Consider the following 20,162-nt stretch of genomic DNA (forward strand, 5'->3'; position numbering starts at 1 on the left):
TCAAAACTGTGGGAGGGGGCTTGCCCCCGATTGCTGAGTGTCAGTCACTGCATCTATTGACTGACCCACCGCCATCGGGAGCAAGCCCCCTCCCACATTTGGACCGCACAGACCTTTAGACCGGCGCTGGAGCCCGACGCTTGTCCGGCTGCTGCCAGCCATCGGCAGCAGCTTCTTCAATCGCCTGCTGGATCGCTTTCTTGCGCATTTCTTCGGCACGCCGGCTGAAGAACCACACCAGGAAGGTCACCAGCGACACTGCCAGCAGAATCAGGCTGGCCACGGCGTTGATCTCGGGTTTAACCCCCAGGCGTACCGCCGAGAACACTTCCATCGGCAATGTCGTCGAACCCGGCCCCGACACGAAGCTGGCCAGTACCAGGTCATCCAGGGACAGTGCGAACGACATCATGCCGCCCGCCGCCAGCGACGGCGCGATCATCGGGATGGTGATCAGGAAGAACACCTTCCACGGCCGTGCACCCAGGTCCATCGCCGCCTCTTCGATCGACAGGTCCAGCTCACGCAGGCGCGCCGATACCACCACCGCCACATAAGCGGCACAGAACGTGGTGTGGGCGATCCAGATGGTGACGATGCCACGCTCCTGAGGCCAGCCGATCATCTGCGCCATGGCCACGAACAGCAGCAGCAGCGACAGACCGGTGATCACTTCCGGCATCACCAACGGCGCGGTCACCAGGCCGCCGAACAGCGTGCGGCCCTTGAACTGGCTGATGCGCGTCAGCACAAACGCCGCCAACGTACCCAGGGCCACGGCGGCCACCGCCGTGTAGCAGGCGATTTCCAGGGAACGTGCCACCGAGCCCATCAACTGGGTATTGTCCAACAGGCCCACGTACCACTTGATCGACCAACCGCCCCACACCGTCACCAGCTTGGATTCGTTGAACGAGTAGATCACCAGGATCAGCATCGGCAGGTAGATGAACAACAACCCCGCCACCAGCATGAAGCTTGAGAAACTGACGCGCTTCATATCTTGCCCTCCATCTCTTTGGCTTGGCTGCGGTTAAACAGAATGATGGGCACGATCAGGATCGCCAGCATCACTACCGCCAGGGCAGACGCCACCGGCCAGTCACGGTTGTTGAAGAATTCTTGCCACAACACTTTACCGATCATCAGGGTTTCCGGGCCGCCGAGCAGTTCCGGGATCACGAACTCGCCCACCACCGGGATAAACACCAGCATGCAGCCGGCGATGATGCCGTTCTTGGACAGCGGCACGGTGATTTTCCAGAAGCTGTTGAAGGTGCTCGAACCCAGGTCCGATGCGGCTTCCAGCAGGCTCTGGTCATGCTTCACCAGGTTGGCGTACAGCGGCAGGATCATGAACGGCAGGTACGAATACACCACGCCGATATACACCGCGATGTTGGTGTTGAGGATCTGCAGCGGTTCGTTGATCAACCCCATGGACATCAGGAAGCCATTGAGCAGGCCGTTGTTGCTGAGGATGCCCATCCACGCATACACGCGGATCAGGATCGCGGTCCAGGTCGGCATCATGATCAGCAGCACCAGCACGGTCTGCATCTCTTTGCGCGCGGTGGCAATGGCATAGGCCATCGGGTAGCCGATCAGCAGGCACAGCAGCGTGCTGAAGAACGCCATCTTCAGCGAGCCCAGGTACGCCGCGATGTACAGCTCATCACCTGCCAGCAAACTGTAGTTGGCCAGGTTCAGCACCACCTGCAGCTTCTGCTCGACGTAGGTGTAGATCTCGGTGTACGGCGGGATCGCCACGTCGGCTTCGGCGAAGCTGATTTTCAGGACGATGAAAAACGGCAAGGCGAAAAACAGGAACAGCCACAGGAACGGAATCCCGATGACCACCTGCTTGCCGCTGGGGACGATGCGGTGCAAGCGCCGCTTGAGCTTCTTCATGTTCATGTGCGCAGTACCACGCCGCTATCGTCTTCCCACCACACGTAGACCTGGTCACCCCAGGTTGGGCGCTGGCCACGGCGTTCGGCGTTGGCGACGAAGGACTGCACCAGCTTGCCGCTTGGCAGCTCGACGTAGAACACCGAGTGGCCGCCCAGGTAGGCGATGTCGTGCACCTTGCCGCTGGACCAGTTGTGCTCGCAGGTCGGCATTTCGGTGGTGACCAGCAGTTTTTCCGGGCGGATGGCATAGGTCACCGACTTGTCTTCCACCGAGGTGGCGATGCCGTAGCCCACGTAGATGTCGCGGTCCAGGTCCGGGCACTTGAGCACCGCGTGACCTTCGGCGTCATCCACCACTTGGGTGTCGAAGATGTTGACGTTACCGATGAATTCGCACACCAGGCGGCTGGTCGGCGTCTCGTAGATGTCGATCGGGCTGCCGATCTGGGCGATCCAGCCCAGGTGCATGATCGCGATGCGCTCGGCCATGGTCATGGCCTCTTCCTGATCGTGCGTCACCATCACGCAGGTCACGCCGACGCGCTCGATGATCTCCACCAGTTCCAGTTGCATCTGCGAGCGCAGCTTCTTGTCGAGGGCGCCCATGGGCTCATCGAGCAGCAGCAGTTTCGGGCGCTTGGCCAGGGAGCGGGCCAGCGCCACCCGCTGACGCTGGCCACCAGACAACTGGTGCGGCTTGCGCTTGGCGTACTGGCTCATCTGGACCAGCTTGAGCATTTCGGCCACGCGGGCATCGACCTCGGCCTTGGGGATCTTGTCCTGTTGCAGGCCGAACGCAATGTTCTGCGCCACGGTCATGTGGGGGAACAAGGCGTAGGACTGGAACATCATGTTGATCGGCCGCTCGTAGGGCGGCATGTCGGTGATGTCCACGCCGTCGAGGTAAATCCGACCTTCTGTCGGGCGCTCGAAGCCTGCGAGCATGCGCAGCAGGGTGGACTTGCCCGAACCCGAACCGCCGAGCAAGGCGAAGATCTCGCCTTTCTTGATTTCCAGGGACACATCGTCCACGGCAATCGTCTCGTCGAACTTCTTCGTGACCCGGTCGATTTTGACCAGCACCTTTTTCGGTGTCTGGTCGCCCTCGAGGGCTTTCTTATAGGCGCCGGAGGCAACTGCCATTTACGAAACTCCCAAAAAAAAGAGTACAGTTCGCCCGAAGCGGGCGAACCTTGGATAGTTTGAGCCTTACTTGCCCGTCTTGACCTTGGTCCAGCTACGGGTCATTAGACGTTGCACTTTCGGGGGTAGCTCGAAGTTGACGAATGTCCGGTCGAGAACCGCCTGCGGTGGGTAAACCGCTTCGTCGGTGCGTATCGATTGCTCCATCAGTTTGTCCGCCCCTGGGTTAGGGTTGGCGTAACCGACGGTGTCACTGACCTGGGCGATCACCTCAGATTGCAGTAAATAGTTGATGAAGGCGTGGGCTTCCTTGATGTTGGTGGCGTCCTTGGGGATCGCCAGCACGTCAAACCACAGGTTGCCGCCTTCCTTCGGAATTGCGTAGGCGATGTTCACGCCTTTGCCCGCTTCGCTTGCACGAGCCTTGGCCTGGAATACATCGCCGGAGAACCCGGCGGCCACGCAGATGTTGCCGTTGGCCAGGTCGGAGATATATTTGGAAGAATGGAAGTAGGTCACGTAGGGCCGCACTTTGAGCAGCTTTTCCTCGGCCTTCTTGTAGTCTTCAGGGTTGGTGCTGTTAGGGTCCAGGCCCATGTAGTTGAGCACCGCCGGCAGCATTTCATCCGCCGAGTCCATGAACGACACACCGCAGGTGGCCAGTTTCTTCATGTTTTCCGGTTCGAACAGCACGGCCCAGGAGTCGATCTTGTCGACACCCAGCACTTCCTTCACTTTGTCGACGTTGTAACCGATTCCGTTGGTACCCCACAGGTACGGCACGGCGTACTGGTTGCCCGGGTCGTTCTTCTCCAGGCGCTTGAGCAGCACAGGGTCCAGGTTGGCGTAATGAGTCAGCAGCGACTTATCGAGTTTCTGGAACGCCCCGGCCTTGATCTGCTTGCCAAGGAAATGGTTGGACGGCACGACCACGTCATAGCCGGTACGCCCGGCCAGTAACTTGCCTTCCAGGGTTTCGTTGGAATCAAACACGTCATACACGGGCTTGATGCCGGTGGCTTTTTCGAAGTTGGCCAGGGTGTCGGGACCGATGTAATCCGACCAGTTATAAATATGCACGGTCGGTGCGGCCTGCACGCTGACAGCCAGCGTGAGACCTGCACCTACCAGCAAGGCTTGGCGAAACAAAGAAATTGGCAAGTGGAGGTCCTCTTAAATAGTTGGGCCCAAAGTTGTTGCCCGGCAACAAAACCGGCGCGCAACTTACCCTCGATAAACCGATCCGGCAAAACTTTCTGTCATTTATTTGTTTCATTAACCACCGCGGGCTGCGCGGTGGTTAACGAAGGCCGGTTTATTTACCGGATTTGATCTTGGTCCAGCTGCGTGTCATTTCACGCTGGGTCGCAGCCGGCAAGTCCGCAATGGCGTAGAGCTTGGCTTGCACATCCGCTGGCGGGTAGATGCCCGGGTCATTGGTGATGTCTTTGTCGACCAGTGCGGTGGCCTTCTCGTTACCGTTCGGGAAACGCACGCTGTTGGTGATCGAAGCCATGACTTCCGGCTTGAGCAGGTAGTTCATGAACTTATAAGCGGCATCGACGTTTTCGGCATCTTTAGGGATGGCGACCATGTCGAAGAAGCTACCGGCACCTTCTTTCGGAATGTCGTAGGCCACCTTGACCTTGCCACCGGCTTCAGCCGCGCGGGACTTGGCCTGCTGGATGTCACCCGAGTAACCCACGGCTACGCAGATGTTGCCGTTGGCCAGGTCGGAGATGTACTTGGACGAGTGGAAGTAGCCGATCGAAGGACGGATTTTCAGGAACAGGTCTTCGGCTTGCTTGAGGTCGGTCTTCTTCTGGCTGTCGGTTGGCAGGCCCAGGTAATGCAGCGCGATCGGCAGCATTTCGGTCGGCGAATCGAGGAAGCTCACGCCGCAGCTTTTGAGCTTGGCGATGTTTTCCGGCTTGAGCAGCACGTCCCACGAATCGATCTTGTCCACGCCCAGCGCGGCCTTGACCTTGTCCGGGTTGTAGCCGATGCCGATCGAACCCCACATGTACGGGAAAGCGTGCTTGTTGTCCGGGTCGCTGACCGACACGGCTTTAAGCAGGGAGGTGTTCAGGTTGCCATAGTTGGACAGCTTGGACTTGTCCAGCTCCTGGTAGACACCGGCCTTGATCTGCTTGGCGAGGAAGTTGTTCGACGGTACGACGATGTCGTAGCCGGACTTGCCTGCCAGCAACTTGGCTTCGAGTGTCTCGTTGCTGTCAAAAACGTCGTACACCACTTTAATGCCCGACTCTTTTTCAAAGTTGGCGATGGTGTCCGGTGCAATGTAGTCGGACCAGTTGTAGACGTGCAGCACTTTATCGTCGGCCTGGACCGCGCCCGCCATTGCGCCCATCAGGGACAAGGCGAGGAGGGTCTTGCCAGCGTTCTTCAAACCTAATGCCTTCATTTGGTGATGCTCCAATTTTTCTTTTTTGGGCCACGTTCTTTTATGTTCAGCGACCCTTCCAGAGGGCAGCAAAACAGGGCGACAGTCTGGCAAGTTCAGGGGCCGGCTTTCAACCAAAGCCCCTGCATTTATAACTGCCCGGTGCGCTGCGCACTGAGCCTAGCACTTAGCCCTGCAATGCCGCCAAAGTCAGGTCCAGGCACTGACGAGCCTTGGTCACCAGTTCGTCGATTTCAGCCTTGCTGATCACCAGAGGCGGCGAAATGATCATGGTGTCGCCCACGGCGCGCATGATCAGGCCATTCTCGAAGCAGAAGGTTCGGCAGATCATGCCTACGCCCCGGCCCTCGTAACGCTTGCGCGTCGCCTTGTCCTGAACCAGCTCAATTGCACCGAGCATGCCGACACCGCGCACTTCACCCACCAACGGGTGATCCGCCAGCTCCCGCAGACGTTTCTGCAAATACGGTGCCGTTTCGTCGTGGACGCGGTTAACGATTTTTTCATCGCGCATGATGCGGATGTTTTCCAGGGCCACGGCCGCAGCCACCGGGTGACCGGAGTAGGTGAAACCGTGGTTGAAATCACCGCCTTCGTTGAGCACGGCCACCACGTCGTCGCGCACGATCAGGCCGCCCATGGGGATGTAGCCCGAGGTCAGGCCCTTGGCGATGGTCATCATATGGGGCTTGAGGTCGTAGAAATCGCTACCGAACCACTCACCGGTACGGCCGAAACCGCAAATCACTTCGTCGGCCACAAACAGGATGTCGTACTTGGCAAGGATTTCCTTGATGCGCGGCCAGTAGCTGTCCGGCGGCACGATCACGCCACCGGCGCCCTGGATCGGCTCGGCAATAAAAGCACCGACATTGTCCACGCCCAGCTCGAGGATCTTCTCTTCCAGTTGGTTGGCGGCCCAGATCCCGAACTCTTCAGGACTCATGTCGCCGCCTTCGCCGAACCAGTACGGCTGGGCGATATGGACGATGCCCGGGATCGGCAAGTCGCCCTGTTCATGCATATAGGTCATGCCGCCCAGGCTGGCGCCAGCCACAGTGGAGCCGTGGTAGCCATTCTTGCGGCTGATGATGGTTTTCTTGTTCGGCTGGCCCTTGATCGCCCAATAGTGGCGGACCATGCGCAACATGGTGTCGTTGCCTTCGGAGCCGGAACCGGTGAAGAACACATGGTTCATGCCGGCAGGCGCGATGTCGGCAATCGCCTTGGCCAGCTCCAGTACAGGTGGGTGAGCGGTCTGGAAGAACAGGTTGTAGTACGGCAGTTCTTTCATCTGCCTGGCGGCGGCGTCGGCCAGTTCATCGCGACCGTAACCGATCGCCACGCACCAAAGGCCGGCCATGCCGTCGAGGATCTTGTTGCCTTCGCTGTCCCACAGGTAAACGCCGTGGGCTTTGGTGATGATCCGTGGGCCTTTCTCTTTCAATTGCTTGAAGTCGCTGAACGGCGCCAGGTGGTGATCACTGCTCAAGGCTTGCCATTCACGGGTTTGCGGGTTGTTGCTGGACATACCAATCTCCTAGACTTTTCAGTGAAGGGCGCACGGGTTGCCCCGTGCGCCCGGCGCATCAGACGGCGAAGAGCAGGAATTCCCGCTCCCACGAACTGATCACGCGCTTGAAGTTTTCATGCTCGGCCCGCTTGACCGCGACGTAGCCTGTGATGAATTTCTGACCCAGGTATTTCTCGATGGTCTTGCTGTTTTCCATGCGTTCCAGGGCGTCTTCGATGGTCAACGGCAGGCGCAGGTTGCGGCGCTCGTAACCACGCCCCACCACCGGGGCGCTGGGGTTATGGCCTTCGACCATGCCGATGTAGCCACACAGCAGGCTGGCGGCAATCGCCAGGTACGGGTTGGCGTCGGCGCCCGGCAGGCGGTTTTCCACGCGACGGTTCTGCGGGCCGGCATCCGGTACGCGCAGGCCGACGGTGCGGTTTTCTTCGCCCCACTCCACGTTCACCGGCGCCGAGGTGTCGGGCAGGAAGCGGCGGAACGAGTTCACGTTGGGGGCAAACAGCGGCAGCAACTCAGGGATGAACTTCTGCAGGCCGCCAATGTGGTTGAGGAACAGCTGGCTCATGGTCCCGTCTTCATTGGAGAAGACGTTCTTGCCGGTGGCGATGTCGATGATGCTCTGGTGCAGGTGCATGGCGCTGCCCGGCTCGCCGGTCATCGGCTTGGCCATGAAGGTGGCCGCCACGTCGTGCTTGAGCGCGGCTTCACGCATGGTGCGCTTGAACACCAGGATCTGGTCCGCCAGGGACAGGGCATCGCCGTGACGGAAGTTGATTTCCATCTGCGCCGTGCCGTCTTCATGGATCAGGGTGTCGAGGTCCAGCTCCTGCAGCTCGCACCAGTCGTAGACGTCTTCGAACAGCGGGTCGAATTCGTTGGCGGCTTCTATAGAGAAGGACTGGCGGCCGGTCTCCGGGCGCCCGGACCGACCGATCGGCGGTTGCAGCGGGAAGTCCGGGTCTTCGCAGCGTTTGGTCAGGTAGAACTCCATCTCCGGCGCCACGATGGGCTGCCAGCCTTTGTCGGCGTAGAGCTTGAGGACTTTCTTGAGCACGTTGCGCGGCGACAGCTCGATCGGGTTGCCTTGCTTGTCGTAGGTGTCGTGGATCACCTGGGCGGTCGGCTCGATGGCCCAGGGCACCAGGAACACCGCGTTCTGGTCGGGGCGGCAGATCATGTCGATGTCTGCCGGGTCGAGCAATTCGTAATAGATGTCGTCTTCGACATAGTCGCCGGTCACGGTCTGCAACAGAACGCTCTCGGGCAGGCGCATGCCTTTTTCGGCGATGAACTTGTTGGTCGGCGAGATCTTGCCCCGGGTGATACCGGTCAGGTCGCCAATCATGCATTCGACTTCTGTGATCTTGTGGTCTTTCAACCAATCGGTGAGCTGGTCGAGGTTGTTACTCATAAATGCCTCTGGGCTGGGTTTCCTGGCATCCATTAAAGGCCAGGCGTTGGTTGACGCAGCATCCGCGTCGTTTTTTCGTTCAGGGTAGGAGCTTACCTGCCATTTGCTGCAGCGTTGCATTCCTCAAGCCAAAGTCGTGCAGAATCATGAGCGGTCGCGCGGATGGCAGCCGGTCAGTGGCAGTCGAGGAGGCAAAAAAGAGAGCGGATGGGCCGTCAAGAATATTGGCCGGTGCGTGGGCATTCACGCGGGACGAACGGACTGCGGACAAAGCCTGGCTGAAGCAGGCTGAGACGCCGATTGGCGGCAGGCGAGACATGAAGCACCCCGGTATTATTGCTGTTATGGGTTTGAATCGAGCTTAGCCTTGTTCATTTTTTTACACAACACCCCCGTAAAAAATACAACACGGCCCGCTCAAGCCTGCGAGTCCCAAGCCGGTCAAACCGAAAAAACCGCCCCAAAAAGCCCCAAAAGTGCGGTCACGGCGCTTTTTTAGGGCAAAAAAGGCCTCGCTTGACTTCGGCATGCCGTTCAGGTTGACTGAAACCAGAAAAGATCAATGATTGATATTTTTAACAACAAAGGTGTTGCATCATGTCGGTACCCCCGCGTGCCGTTCAGCTTAACGAAGCGAACGCGTTCCTTAAGGATCATCCTGAGGTTCTGTACGTAGACCTTCTAATTGCGGATATGAATGGTGTGGTGCGCGGTAAGCGCATCGAACGCACCAGCCTCCACAAGGTTTACGAGAAGGGCATTAACCTGCCTGCCTCTTTATTTGCCCTGGATATCAATGGCTCGACGGTGGAAAGCACCGGCCTGGGCCTGGACATCGGTGATGCTGACCGAATCTGTTATCCGATCCCTGACACCCTGTGCAATGAACCCTGGCAAAAGCGCCCTACCGCGCAACTGCTGATGACCATGCACGAACTTGAAGGTGAACCTTTCTTCGCCGATCCGCGCGAAGTGCTCCGCCAAGTTGTAAGCAAGTTTGACGACCTCGGTCTGACCATCTGCGCCGCCTTCGAGCTTGAGTTCTACCTGATCGACCAGGAGAACGTGAACGGCCGCCCACAACCGCCCCGCTCGCCGATCTCCGGCAAACGCCCGCACTCGACACAGGTCTACCTGATCGACGACCTCGACGAATACGTCGACTGCCTCCAGGACATCCTGGAAGGTGCCAAAGAGCAAGGCATCCCGGCCGACGCCATCGTCAAGGAAAGTGCCCCGGCGCAGTTCGAAGTGAACCTGCACCACGTGGCCGACCCGATCAAGGCCTGCGACTACGCGGTACTGCTCAAGCGCCTGATCAAGAACATCGCCTACGACCATGAGATGGATACCACCTTCATGGCCAAGCCTTACCCAGGCCAGGCAGGCAACGGTTTGCACGTACACATCTCGATCCTGGACAAGGACGGCAAGAACATCTTTGCCAGCGAGGATCCCGAGCAGAACGCCGCATTGCGTCACGCGATCGGCGGTGTGCTCGAGACCCTACCCGCCCAAATGGCATTCCTGTGCCCTAACGTCAACTCCTACCGTCGTTTCGGCGCACAGTTCTACGTGCCGAACTCGCCGTGCTGGGGCCTGGACAACCGCACCGTGGCGATTCGCGTACCGACCGGCTCGTCCGACGCCGTACGTATCGAACACCGTGTGGCCGGTGCCGACGCCAACCCTTACCTGCTGATGGCTTCGGTCCTTGCAGGCGTGCACCACGGCCTGACCAACAAGATCGAGCCGGGCGCCCCCGTGGAAGGCAACAGCTACGAGCAGAACGAACAGAGCCTGCCGAACAACCTGCGCGATGCCCTGCGCGAGTTGGACGACAGCGAGGTGATGGCCAAGTACATCGATCCTAAATACATCGATATCTTCGTCGCCTGTAAGGAAAGTGAGCTGGAAGAGTTCGAACACTCCATCTCCGACCTTGAGTACAACTGGTACCTGCATACCGTCTAAACGACGGCTGCATTGACTGTGGTGAGCGGGCTTGCCCCGCGCTGGGCTGCGTAGCAGCCCCAAACACAGACGCCGAGTTCTTTCTGAAGGAACTCGGCGTTTTTTATGGGGGCCGCTTCGCAGCCCAGCGCGGGGCAAGCCCGCTCACCCCAACAAGCGGTATGGATCATCCCCAGGCTCTGCGTACAATGCCCGCTGCCTTGTAGGAGACTTCCATGCCCACCCGCCCCGCCGCCCCTCGCAAACCCCGCGCCCGCAGCCAGGCACGGATCGACGCGATTCTCGATGCCGCCCGCACCTTGCTGGCCGCCGAAGGCGTGGCGAGTTTGTCGATCTACAGCGTGGCCGAGCGCGCGCAGATTCCGCCGTCGTCGGTGTATCACTTTTTCGCCAGTGTGCCGGCGCTGCTGGAGGCACTGACCGCCGATATACATGCAGCCTTCCGCTGCGCCATCCAGGCCCCCATCGAGCATGATTCACTCAAGCATTGGCGCGACCTGTCCTACATCGTCGAACAGCGCATGCTGACCATCTACAGCAACGACGCCGCCGCGCGCCAGTTGATCCTGGCCCAGCACGGGCTGACCGAAGTGACCCAGGCGGACCGCCAGCATGATCTGGAGCTGGGGGATTTGATGCTGGAAGTGTTCGACCGCCACTTTGAAGTGCCGAGCTTGCCAACCGATGTGGATGTGTTTGCGCTGGCGTTGGAATTGAGTGATCGCGTGTATGCGCGTTCGGTGCATCAGCATGGGCTGATTACGCCGCGTATGGCTGAGGAAGGGATGCGGGTGTTTGATGCGTATGTGGGGCTGTATTTGCCGGCGTATCTGCCTAAGCGCTGAATCCTGGGTTGGCTGGGCCGGCCTCATCGGGGTGTAGAACCGTAGACATCGTTTACATCTGAAACCGGGGACATCGTTTACACATTTGAGGCCTGGACGCGGGTCATACCTCGTCCAAGCCTCCCCAAGGGATAATCACACAGGTACAAATCCCAAGCATCATCTTCAGCTTCTTTGAGCCCTATCCTTTCCCCGGACAGCGCCTCGCTGATAAATACCAACTTGCCGTTCCACTTGATCGATCCGTCCTGCCTGACGCTTCGAACTTTCATTTCTGCCGGATATTCCACATCGGGCAAGCATCCTGGATAAATTCGGGTGGACGGCACATACAAGTCTCCCGGACTTTTCATGCCGAGCGCTTCGTGAGGGCGTACGTAATTAAACTCATGCCTGAAATGCTCCAGCAAAAGCTGCTGCTCGACTAAGTTTTTCCCTAAGGGCAACTCAAGTTTCAAGCTACGGTGCATTCGTTCATGGCGACCATTCTGGGCGGGTCTTCCCGGCATGGTTCGCTCGGGATAAATACCCAGCCGAATCCACCAAACTGCCAGTGTGGAGATTCTTGCCAGGCCAGGAGAGGCGAACGGTACCCCGTTGTCTGAACGGATAACTTCCGGCATGCCGTACTCCTGAAAAAGCCTCTCAAAGGCCTGTTTTACGGCTGGGTCATGATCTTGGGATGGGCCCTACACGCTAAAATCAGCCGCGTCGCATGGTCTGTGACGGTCAAAGGGAAGCACATCTGAGCATTAAGCATCTTGAACTGCCCTTTGTAGTCAGCACACCACGTCTTGTTAGGTTCGTCGGCCTTTCGCATTTGTGCGTGGGAAATGCTGTGTCGGCGTTTGAAGCGCCGCTTTTTGACGAGCCCAAGTCGGTCAAGCCATTGACCGGCCGTACTTGGAGAGGGCCAGGTGACGGAGGGATCTTCCAGCCGTAATAGCTCGAGAAGCTTTTTCGGCCCCCATTTATCGTGAGCCTCCTTCATCGCGACTACACGGGCCAAAATCTCGTCGTCGGTTTTATTTGGGCTGTTGTGAGGTCGCCGGGACAGTTCGGATAAAGACCTCAAATCGCCGTCGTGCCGGGCAATCCACTTATCGACGGTAGGTCGGCTAACGTCAAAGCGGCGTGCCAACTGGCTTTTAGTGAAGTTGCCAGAAAGCCAATCAGCTACCAGCTTGATTCTTTGATTCATGGGGGACTCTTGGTTCCAGGGCATGATCAGTTACCTCCTGATCATGCGTATTAGCCTGTAAACCATGTCCCCGGTTAGAAATGTAAACGATGTCCCCGGTTTGTACCGGGGCAAGCCCCCTCCCACATTTTGAATGTGCTCACAGATCAATATGTGGGAGGGGGCTACACCCCGATGAGAGCCTCAAGAGCGACGCAAATCACAACTTGGCAATCGACACCTCGGTGGATTTCACAAAGGCAATCACTTCGCTGCCAATCACCAGTTCCAGCTCTTTGACCGAGCGGGTGGTGATCACGGAAGTGACGATACCGGACGCGGTCTGCACGTCGATTTCCGACAGCACGTCGCCGACGACGATTTCCTTGATGGTGCCTTTGAACTGGTTACGCACGTTGATGGCTTTAATAGTCATGGTGGACTTCCTTCGTAGGACAAGTGAGTTATTGAGCCCAACGCAATTGCGTAGGCAGCGGTGAAACAGGTTCGGGTTCCGGCGGTGTGCCGGGCAACGACAGCACACGGTTAAGTACTTGCGCTTCCAGTGCGGCCAGGCGATGTGAGCCTCGGGCCCGTGGGCGCGGCAGATCGACGATCAGGTCGAGGCCGATTTCGCCGTCTTCGATCAGGATCACCCGGTCGGCAATGGCCACGGCTTCGCTGACGTCATGGGTTACCAGCAACACGGTGAAGCCGTGTTTTTGCCAGAGGTTTTCGATCAGTTGCTGCATCTCGATACGGGTCAGGGCGTCCAGGGCGCCCAGCGGTTCGTCGAGCAGCAGCAGGCGCGGCTGGTGGATCAAGGCACGAGCCAGGGCCACACGCTGCTTCTGGCCACCGGACAAGGCCGCCGGCCACTCATTGGCACGCTCGGCCAGGCCTACCGCTTCCAGGGCTTCCAAGGCTTTAGGGCGCCAGTTGCCTTTGAGGCCCAGGCCGACGTTGTCGATGATCTTTTTCCACGGCAGCAGGCGCGCTTCCTGGAACATCAAGCGCGTGTCTTCAATCGCCTCGCTCAGCGGAGCCGAACCGGCCAGCAGCTCGCCGCCGCTGGCTTTGTCCAGGCCGGCCAACAGGCGCAGCAAGGTACTTTTACCGCAGCCACTGCGACCGACCACGGCCACGAACTGGCCCGCCGGAATGTGCAGATCGATTTCCTTGAGTACTTCCCGCGCGCCGAAGGCCTTGCGCAATTTGCGCACCGCCAGGGGAATCCCCTTCAGCAGGCGCGGAGGTTGTTGAGCGGTCATGCCGCACCTCCTTTATTCACTTGGTAAGCCGGGTGCCAGCGCAGCCATACACGCTCCAGACCGCGCGCGGCCAAATCGGCCAGCTTGCCGAGGATGGCGTACATCACGATGGCCAATACCACCACGTCGGTTTGCAGGAATTCGCGGGCGTTCATCGCCAGGTAACCAATGCCGGAGCTGGCAGAGATGGTTTCCGCCACGATCAGCGTCAGCCACATAAAGCCCAGGGCAAAGCGCACGCCCACCAGGATCGACGGCAGCGCACCCGGCAGGATCACTTGCCAGAACAGGCTGAAACCGGACAAGCCGTAGCTGCGCGACATTTCCACCAGCGCCGGGTCGACGTTGCGGATGCCGTGGTAGGTGTTCAGGTAGATTGGAAACAGCGTGCCGAGGGCCACCAGGAAAATCTTCGCGGTCTCGTCGATGCCGAACCACAGGATCACCAGCGGAATCAGCGCCAGGTGCGGCACGTTGCGGATCATCTGCACCGAGCTGTCCAGCAGGCGTTCGCCCCACGTCGACAGGCCGGTGATAAACCCCAGCGCCAGGCCGATGCTGCCACCGATCACAAAGCCCAGGCCGGCACGCCAGCCACTGATAGCCAGGTGCGTCCAGATTTCGCCGCTGCGCACCAGGTTGACCCCAGCCTCAATCACCGCGCTGGGCGCCGGCAGGATGCGTGTCGACAACCAACCCGCCGACACCGACAACTGCCACACCGCCAGCAATAGAATCGGCAGCACCCAGGGCGCCACGCGATGGCTCAATTTTTCCAGGTTCATGGCGCCGCCTCAGCTCTGTGACGCAGCTTTGGGAAGGATGTCGTTGGCGACCATTTCGCCGAACGGGCTTACGTAACCGGCGCTTTTCGGCAGCTCGGGACGTTCGATATCCAGGTGCGGGAACAGCAGCTCGGCGACCCGATACGATTCTTCCAGGTGTGGATAACCGGAGAAGATAAAGGTGTCGATGCCCAGCGCTGCGTACTCCTTGACCCGCTCGGCAACCGTCGGGCCATCGCCCACCAGCGCGGTGCCCGCACCGCCACGCACCAGGCCGACGCCGGCCCACAGGTTGGGGCTGACTTCCAGGTTGTCGCGGTTACCGCCATGCAAGGCCGCCATGCGCTGCTGGCCGACAGAATCGAAGCGCGCCAGGGAAGCCTGGGCACGGGCGATGGTGTCGTCGTCCAGATGGGAGATCAGTTTGTCGGCGGATTTCCAGGCTTCTTCGTTGGTTTCGCGCACGATCACATGCAGACGAATGCCGAAGCGCACGGTGCGCCCGAGTTTCGCCGCCTTGGCCCGCACCTGCTCGATCTTCTCGGCGACGGCGGCCGGTGGCTCGCCCCAGGTCAGCACCATCTCCACTTGTTCGGCGGCGAGGTCCTGGGCCGCTTCGGAGGAACCGCCGAAGTACAGCGGCGGGCGCGGTTGCTGGATCGGCGGGTAGAGCAACTTGGCGCCTTTGACGCTGATGTGCTCGCCGTCGTAATCCACGGTTTCGCCTTCCAGCACGCGGCGCCAGATGCGGGTGAACTCCACCGAAGCCTGGTAGCGCTCTTCGTGACTGAGGAACAAGCCATCGCCGGCCAGCTCTTCCGGGTCACCACCAGTCACCAGGTTGAACAGCGCGCGGCCGCCGGACAGGCGGTCCAGGGTCGCGGCCTGGCGCGCCGCCACCGTCGGGGAAATGATCCCGGGGCGCAGCGCGACAAGGAATTTCAAACGCTGGGTCACCGGGATCAGCGAGGCGGCCACCAGCCACGAGTCTTCGCAGGAGCGACCGGTGGGGATCAGCACCCCGCCGAATCCCAGGCGGTCAGCGGCCTGGGCCACTTGCTGCAGATAACCGTGGTCGACGGCGCGAGCGCCTTCGGCGGTGCCAAGGTAATGGCCGTCGCCGTGGGTAGGCAGGAACCAGAAAATAGTGAGGCTCATGGAGTTGTCTCCTGAAGAAATCGGATTACGGCGCTTTAGCCACGGCAGCCGGTGGCGTCCAGATCACGTCCTTGATGCTCAAGGGCTTGGGGATCAATTTGAGTTGGTAGAAGCTGTCGGCGATTTTCTGCTGGGCCGCCACCACTTCCGGGGTCAGGAACAGCGCGCCGTAGCCCTGGCGTTTCACCGAGGTCAGGGTGATGTCGGCCGGCAGGCCCAGCAGCGGCGCGACTTGCTCGGTCACTTCCTGGGGGTTGGCCTTGGACCACTCGCCCACCGCGCGCACTTCTTCGATCAGCGCCTTGACCACTTCCGGATGCTTTTCGGCGTACGGCTTGGTGGCCAGGTAGAACTGGTGGTTGTCGGCGATGCCGGTGCCGTCACGCAGGGTGCGCGCTTGCAGTTGTTTCTCGGCGGCGGCCTGGTACGGGTCCCAGATCACCCACGCATCCACGCTGCCACGCTCGAAGGCGGCACGGGCATCGGCGGGCGGCAGGAACACGGTCTGCACGTCGGTGTATTTCAGGCCGGCGTCTTCCAGGGCACGCACCAGCAGGTAGTGCACGTTGGAGCCTTTGTTGAGCACGACTTTCTTGCCCTTGAGCTCGGCCACCGATTTGATCGTCGAGTCTTTCGGCACCAGGATCGCTTCACTGGTGGGCGCTGGCGGCTCGTAGGCCACGTAGAGCAGGTCGGCACCGGCAGCCTGGGCGAAGACCGGCGGGGTTTCGCCGGTGACACCGAAGTCGATGGAACCCACGTTCAGGCCTTCGAGCAGTTGCGGACCGCCGGGAAACTCGGTCCATTGCACCTGCACACCTTGGGCGGCCAGGCGTTTTTCCAGGGTGCCCTTGGCCTTGAGCAGCACCAGGGTGCCGTATTTCTGGTAACCGATCCGCAGGGTCTCGGCGGCTTGGGCCTGAACAATGGCGCCGAAGGACACAGCCGCAGCAAACAGTGCGACCAGACCACGACGCAAGATGACAGTGCGCATGGCGCTCTCTCCAAATAGTGCGATGAGGGGGTTGGCTGCACCTGCTTGGCCGTTGGCGGCTGAGTAAGGTGAGTACATCTATATAGCGGTGAGGCTGACTTAAATGCTCCAGCGAGCACTCAACAAACGTTCATTCAACACATGCGGGTCCAACGGTTTCGGACGACGGGCCATGGCGCCGTAAAGCGTCTCCAGGGCCTCGTGCAAACGGTGTTCGAGGACCGGTACCAGTTGTGCCTGGGCACTGCCTTCGCCGTAGGCGATCTGGCTGTCTTCGGCAAAGATGCCGTGGAGCAGCTCCTGGGCTTTGAGGGCCGACAATACCGGCTTCAAGGCGTAATCCACCGCCAGCATGTGAGCGATGCTGCCGCCGGTCGCCATCGGCAACACAACCTTGTGGGCCAGGGCGCGCTCCGGCAGCAGGTCGAGCACGGTTTTCAACGCACCGGAGAACGAAGCCTTGTACACCGGCGTGGCGATCACCAGGCCATCCGCGTTAGCCACCTGTTGCAGCAGGTCGATGACCTTGGGGCTGTCGAAGCGTGCATGCAGCAAGTCTTCAGCCGGGAAGTCCCGTATCTGGTAACTCACCACTTCAACGCCTTTGTCTTGCAACCACTGACGGGTTTTTTCCAGCAAGACCCCGGAGCGGGAACGCTGGCTGGGACTGCCTCCAAGTGTTACGACCAACATGCAGGAATTCCTTGAGCAAGTGCCGGCGGTTCGCTGTGTGGCGATGGCGCCAAGATGGAACAGACCTTATCAGCAGATTCATATATCTATAAATCTTATTTTTTCATTTGTTTATTCTTTAAATGCATATGAGGTTTGTAGGTCGCCAGGCGAAAAAAAAGGCCGTAGAAACGGCCTGAAAACCCCTGCTGTGAGTCAGTTTCAACGATTGGGCTGTGGAGTAAGCCGCAAATACGGCTTCATCGCCCGATAGCCCTTCGGAAAGCGCTTCTTGATCTCTTCCTCATCCTTGAGTGACGGCACGATCACCACCTCATCACCGTCCTGCCAGTTGGCGGGGGTGGCGACTTTGTAGTTGTCGGTCAGTTGCAGCGAGTCGATGACCCGCAGGATTTCGTGGAAGTTACGGCCGGTGCTGGCCGGGTAGGTGATGGTCAGGCGGATCTTCTTGTTCGGGTCGATCACGAACAAGGAACGCACGGTGAGGGTGTCACTGGCATTCGGGTGGATCAGGTCGTAGAGGTCCGAAACCTTGCGGTCGGCGTCAGCCAGGATCGGGAAGTTGACGACGGTGGCCTGGGTTTCGTTGATGTCTTCGATCCACTTGTGGTGCGAATCCACCGGGTCCACCGACAGGGCGATGGCCTTGACGCCGCGCTTGGCGAACTCGTCCTTGAGCTTGGCGGTGAAGCCCAGCTCCGTGGTGCACACCGGGGTGAAGTCCGCCGGGTGGGAAAACAACACACCCCAGCTGTCGCCCAGCCATTCGTGGAAACGAATCTTGCCGGCGCTGGAATCCTGTTCGAAGTCGGGGGCGATATCGCCCAGTCTTAGGCTCATGGTGTGGCTCCTGGTGAGTGCTTATGGAGCCCACTGTGCATGGATTGCGGATTATTTAAAAAGAATAAATATCGATTTATCTAGACGATAAAGGAATATTAAAAATCTGTTCATTGGACGCGGGAAAGGGCGAGGCGCAACATCGTTTCCAAGGTTCGAGAAGGCCTTGAGACGCTGTACAAAGAGGGGTTCAGGAAGGGCTTGCGGGGGTTTAGCCCGACTTGAAAAGCAAGACACCTTGCCCGGCGTGCGCCGGGCAAGGTTTTACGGTCTTACAACAGCTTCACGCGACTAGAACAGTGGCAGCGAGTAGCTGACGATCAGGCGGTTTTCGTCCTGGGAACGGGTGTTCGCCAGGTCGGTGCGCCACATAGCGTTTTTCCAGGCAACGCCAAGGTTTTTCAGCGGGCCTTCTGGAATCACGTAAGCAACGGTGATGTCACGTTCCCACTCGGATTGACCGGTGATTTCAGTACGACCAGCGTTGGTGCCTACGGTGTCGATGTCGCTACCCTTGAGGTAAACGACACCAGCAGTCAGGCCAGGTACGCCAACTTTAGCGAAGTCGTAAGCGTAGCGAGCTTGCCAGGTACGCTCGCCGGCGCGGGCAAACTTCTGGATCTGCATGTCAGTCGTCAGGTAAGCCGACGAACCGTCGCCCTGGTTCAACCAAGGGAAGTCGCTGCTGCCGTTGCTGACCTGGTAACCACCACCGAAAGTGTGGCCGGCAACGGTGTACAGGAACAGGCCGCTGTACAGGTTGTTATCAACCTTACCTTTGCCGCCGCTGAAACCGTTGTAGTTACCGCTGCTGTAGTAAGCAGGGGTGTTGCCGTTTTTACCATCGTCGGAGCTGTTGAAATAACGCAGGTCAGACTTCAAAACGCCCGGGCCGATTGCCCAGTTGTGAGTCAGGCCCAGGAAGTGCTGCTTGTAGAAGTCTTCCAGGTTGCCGTAGTAGTACTGGGCGGTCAGGTCTTTGGTGAGTTTGTAGTCACCACCCGCATAGTAGAACTTGTTAACGAAAGTGCCTGTGTTGTAGTTGGAGCTACCGTTGGCACCACCAATCGACAGGTTTTCGTTGTTGCTGGAGTTACGACCCTTGGCCTTTTCCACCTGACCAGCAACCAAGGTCAAATCCTTGATGTCGTTGGTAGTGATCTGGCCACCTTGGAAGGTCTGCGGCAGCAGACGACCATCGTTGGTCACGATAACCGGCAACTTAGGCTGCAGGGTGCCCAACTTCAGTTCGGTTTGGGAGATCTTGACCTTGCCGGTCACGCCCAGGCTGGCGAAATCGTTAACAGCCGTGTTGCCATCGCTCGGGAACACAGTACCGCCAGATGCGGTGCCGTTGTAGTTACCGTGTTCAGCACGACTCGAATCCAGGCGCACGCCGTACAGGCCGATCGCATCAACGCCGAACTGAACGGTACCTTGGGTGTAACCCGAGATGAAACGCAGGTCGAAGCCTTGGCCCCATTCAGCGTTCTTGCTGCGGGTGTTCGAGGTCGACGATGGGTGGCCATCACGGTTATCGGTGTTGATGTAAAAGTTACGCGCACTCAGTGTGGCGTGGCTGTCTTCGATGAAACCGGCAGCGCCTGCTTGCTGAGCGATTACGCCCAAAGCTACAGACAGTGCCAAGGTGGACTTCTTCATGTACCGCTCCTCTCGTTTCTAATTTTTGTATTTCTTTGGTCTCGGGTCTGACGCCCTCGATCCACAGATGCGCGATTAGCACCGGATAGTGACTGACAAGTCAATCGTAACCTTGTGTGTCTACTACCTTCGTCTAACCACCGTTGATTTGGTCCCTGCAGGGTAATGAGTTTTTCATACACCCAAAAAGAATTATTTCATTCTTTTTCATACGATTCAGGAATAAGACTTTCCGTGACGTGGACAGGCCAGCATAGACCACTCGCCACACAAGCTAATTCCTAAAGGGTATTTGTTAGAGCTTTTTTAGATCGATTAGTGTGGCCGCGCT

Annotated in this window: 17 protein-coding genes and 1 pseudogene; 2 read left to right on the forward strand and 16 right to left on the reverse strand. The window is 59.0% G+C overall.

Annotated elements, in window-relative coordinates; all coding sequences use genetic code 11:
• Positions 1-115 precede the first annotated feature (115 nt).
• The 7 genes from FX984_RS17805 to FX984_RS17835 form a co-directional block, all read right to left on the reverse strand.
• Positions 116-1,000: an ABC transporter permease subunit gene (locus FX984_RS17805; RefSeq protein ID WP_015886412.1), complete on the reverse strand. Its 885-nt coding sequence runs from the start codon at positions 998-1,000 to the stop codon at positions 116-118.
• A complete protein-coding gene (locus FX984_RS17810; protein ID WP_027608406.1) occupies positions 997-1,917 on the reverse strand; it encodes an ABC transporter permease subunit in 921 nt (306 codons plus the stop codon). Before FX984_RS17810 ends, FX984_RS17805 begins: the two co-directional genes overlap by 4 nt.
• A complete protein-coding gene (locus FX984_RS17815) occupies positions 1,914-3,056 on the reverse strand; it encodes an ABC transporter ATP-binding protein (RefSeq protein ID WP_027608405.1) in 1,143 nt (380 codons plus the stop codon). Before FX984_RS17815 ends, FX984_RS17810 begins: the two co-directional genes overlap by 4 nt.
• A gap of 66 nt (positions 3,057-3,122) precedes the next feature.
• A complete protein-coding gene (locus tag FX984_RS17820) occupies positions 3,123-4,217 on the reverse strand; it encodes a polyamine ABC transporter substrate-binding protein (protein ID WP_027608404.1) in 1,095 nt (364 codons plus the stop codon).
• A 154-nt stretch (positions 4,218-4,371) separates the two neighbouring features.
• A complete protein-coding gene (locus tag FX984_RS17825; protein ID WP_027608403.1) occupies positions 4,372-5,466 on the reverse strand; it encodes a polyamine ABC transporter substrate-binding protein in 1,095 nt (364 codons plus the stop codon).
• Positions 5,467-5,647: 181 nt separating this feature from the next.
• Positions 5,648-7,012 (reverse strand): aspartate aminotransferase family protein, encoded by a 1,365-nt coding sequence (locus FX984_RS17830; RefSeq protein WP_027608402.1) that lies wholly within the window; start codon positions 7,010-7,012, stop codon positions 5,648-5,650.
• Positions 7,013-7,070: 58 nt separating this feature from the next.
• Entirely contained in the window at positions 7,071-8,429 is a 1,359-nt protein-coding gene (locus FX984_RS17835; protein ID WP_003176780.1) for a glutamine synthetase family protein, read from the reverse strand.
• Positions 8,430-9,026: 597 nt separating this feature from the next.
• Here FX984_RS17835 and FX984_RS17845 point away from each other — a divergent pair.
• Both FX984_RS17845 and FX984_RS17850 read left to right on the forward strand, forming a co-directional pair.
• The gene (locus tag FX984_RS17845) at positions 9,027-10,403 is read left to right on the forward strand and encodes a glutamine synthetase family protein (protein WP_003213894.1); all 1,377 of its coding nucleotides are present in this window, start codon (positions 9,027-9,029) and stop codon (positions 10,401-10,403) included.
• 215 nt (positions 10,404-10,618) lie between these two features.
• Entirely contained in the window at positions 10,619-11,248 is a 630-nt protein-coding gene (locus FX984_RS17850; protein WP_065924363.1) for a TetR/AcrR family transcriptional regulator, read from the forward strand.
• Positions 11,249-11,325: 77 nt separating this feature from the next.
• Here FX984_RS17850 and FX984_RS33215 read toward each other — a convergent pair.
• The 9 genes and pseudogenes from FX984_RS33215 to FX984_RS17895 form a co-directional block, all read right to left on the reverse strand.
• Positions 11,326-12,473 (reverse strand): annotated as a pseudogene (locus FX984_RS33215) (integrase core domain-containing protein).
• Positions 12,474-12,648: 175 nt separating this feature from the next.
• The gene (locus FX984_RS17860; protein WP_003176783.1) at positions 12,649-12,864 is read right to left on the reverse strand and encodes a TOBE domain-containing protein; all 216 of its coding nucleotides are present in this window, start codon (positions 12,862-12,864) and stop codon (positions 12,649-12,651) included.
• A gap of 28 nt (positions 12,865-12,892) precedes the next feature.
• Positions 12,893-13,699 carry an aliphatic sulfonates ABC transporter ATP-binding protein gene (ssuB, locus tag FX984_RS17865; protein WP_027608400.1) on the reverse strand — a complete coding sequence of 269 codons (807 nt, stop codon included), beginning with the start codon at positions 13,697-13,699 and terminating at the stop codon, positions 12,893-12,895.
• Entirely contained in the window at positions 13,696-14,484 is a 789-nt protein-coding gene (gene ssuC / locus FX984_RS17870; RefSeq protein WP_027608399.1) for an aliphatic sulfonate ABC transporter permease SsuC, read from the reverse strand. Before ssuC ends, ssuB begins: the two co-directional genes overlap by 4 nt.
• Positions 14,485-14,493: 9 nt before the next feature.
• On the reverse strand, positions 14,494-15,642 hold the full coding sequence (gene ssuD, locus FX984_RS17875; protein ID WP_146477003.1) for an FMNH2-dependent alkanesulfonate monooxygenase: 1,149 nt from the start codon (positions 15,640-15,642) through the stop codon (positions 14,494-14,496).
• Positions 15,643-15,667: 25 nt separating this feature from the next.
• Complete coding sequence (locus tag FX984_RS17880) at positions 15,668-16,636, reverse strand: sulfonate ABC transporter substrate-binding protein (RefSeq protein WP_027608397.1); 969 nt, start codon at positions 16,634-16,636, stop codon at positions 15,668-15,670.
• A gap of 99 nt (positions 16,637-16,735) precedes the next feature.
• Positions 16,736-17,329 (reverse strand): NADPH-dependent FMN reductase, encoded by a 594-nt coding sequence (ssuE, locus tag FX984_RS17885; protein WP_027608396.1) that lies wholly within the window; start codon positions 17,327-17,329, stop codon positions 16,736-16,738.
• Positions 17,330-17,530: 201 nt separating this feature from the next.
• A complete protein-coding gene (locus FX984_RS17890; protein WP_146477001.1) occupies positions 17,531-18,169 on the reverse strand; it encodes a peroxiredoxin in 639 nt (212 codons plus the stop codon).
• 291 nt (positions 18,170-18,460) lie between these two features.
• Positions 18,461-19,831, reverse strand: coding sequence for an OprD family porin (locus FX984_RS17895; RefSeq protein ID WP_092355760.1), 1,371 nt, complete (start codon positions 19,829-19,831; stop codon positions 18,461-18,463).
• Between the last annotated feature and the right edge of the window lie 331 nt (positions 19,832-20,162).

This window comes from Pseudomonas marginalis, from assembly GCF_008692035.1.
Taxonomy (GTDB): domain Bacteria; phylum Pseudomonadota; class Gammaproteobacteria; order Pseudomonadales; family Pseudomonadaceae; genus Aquipseudomonas; species Aquipseudomonas marginalis.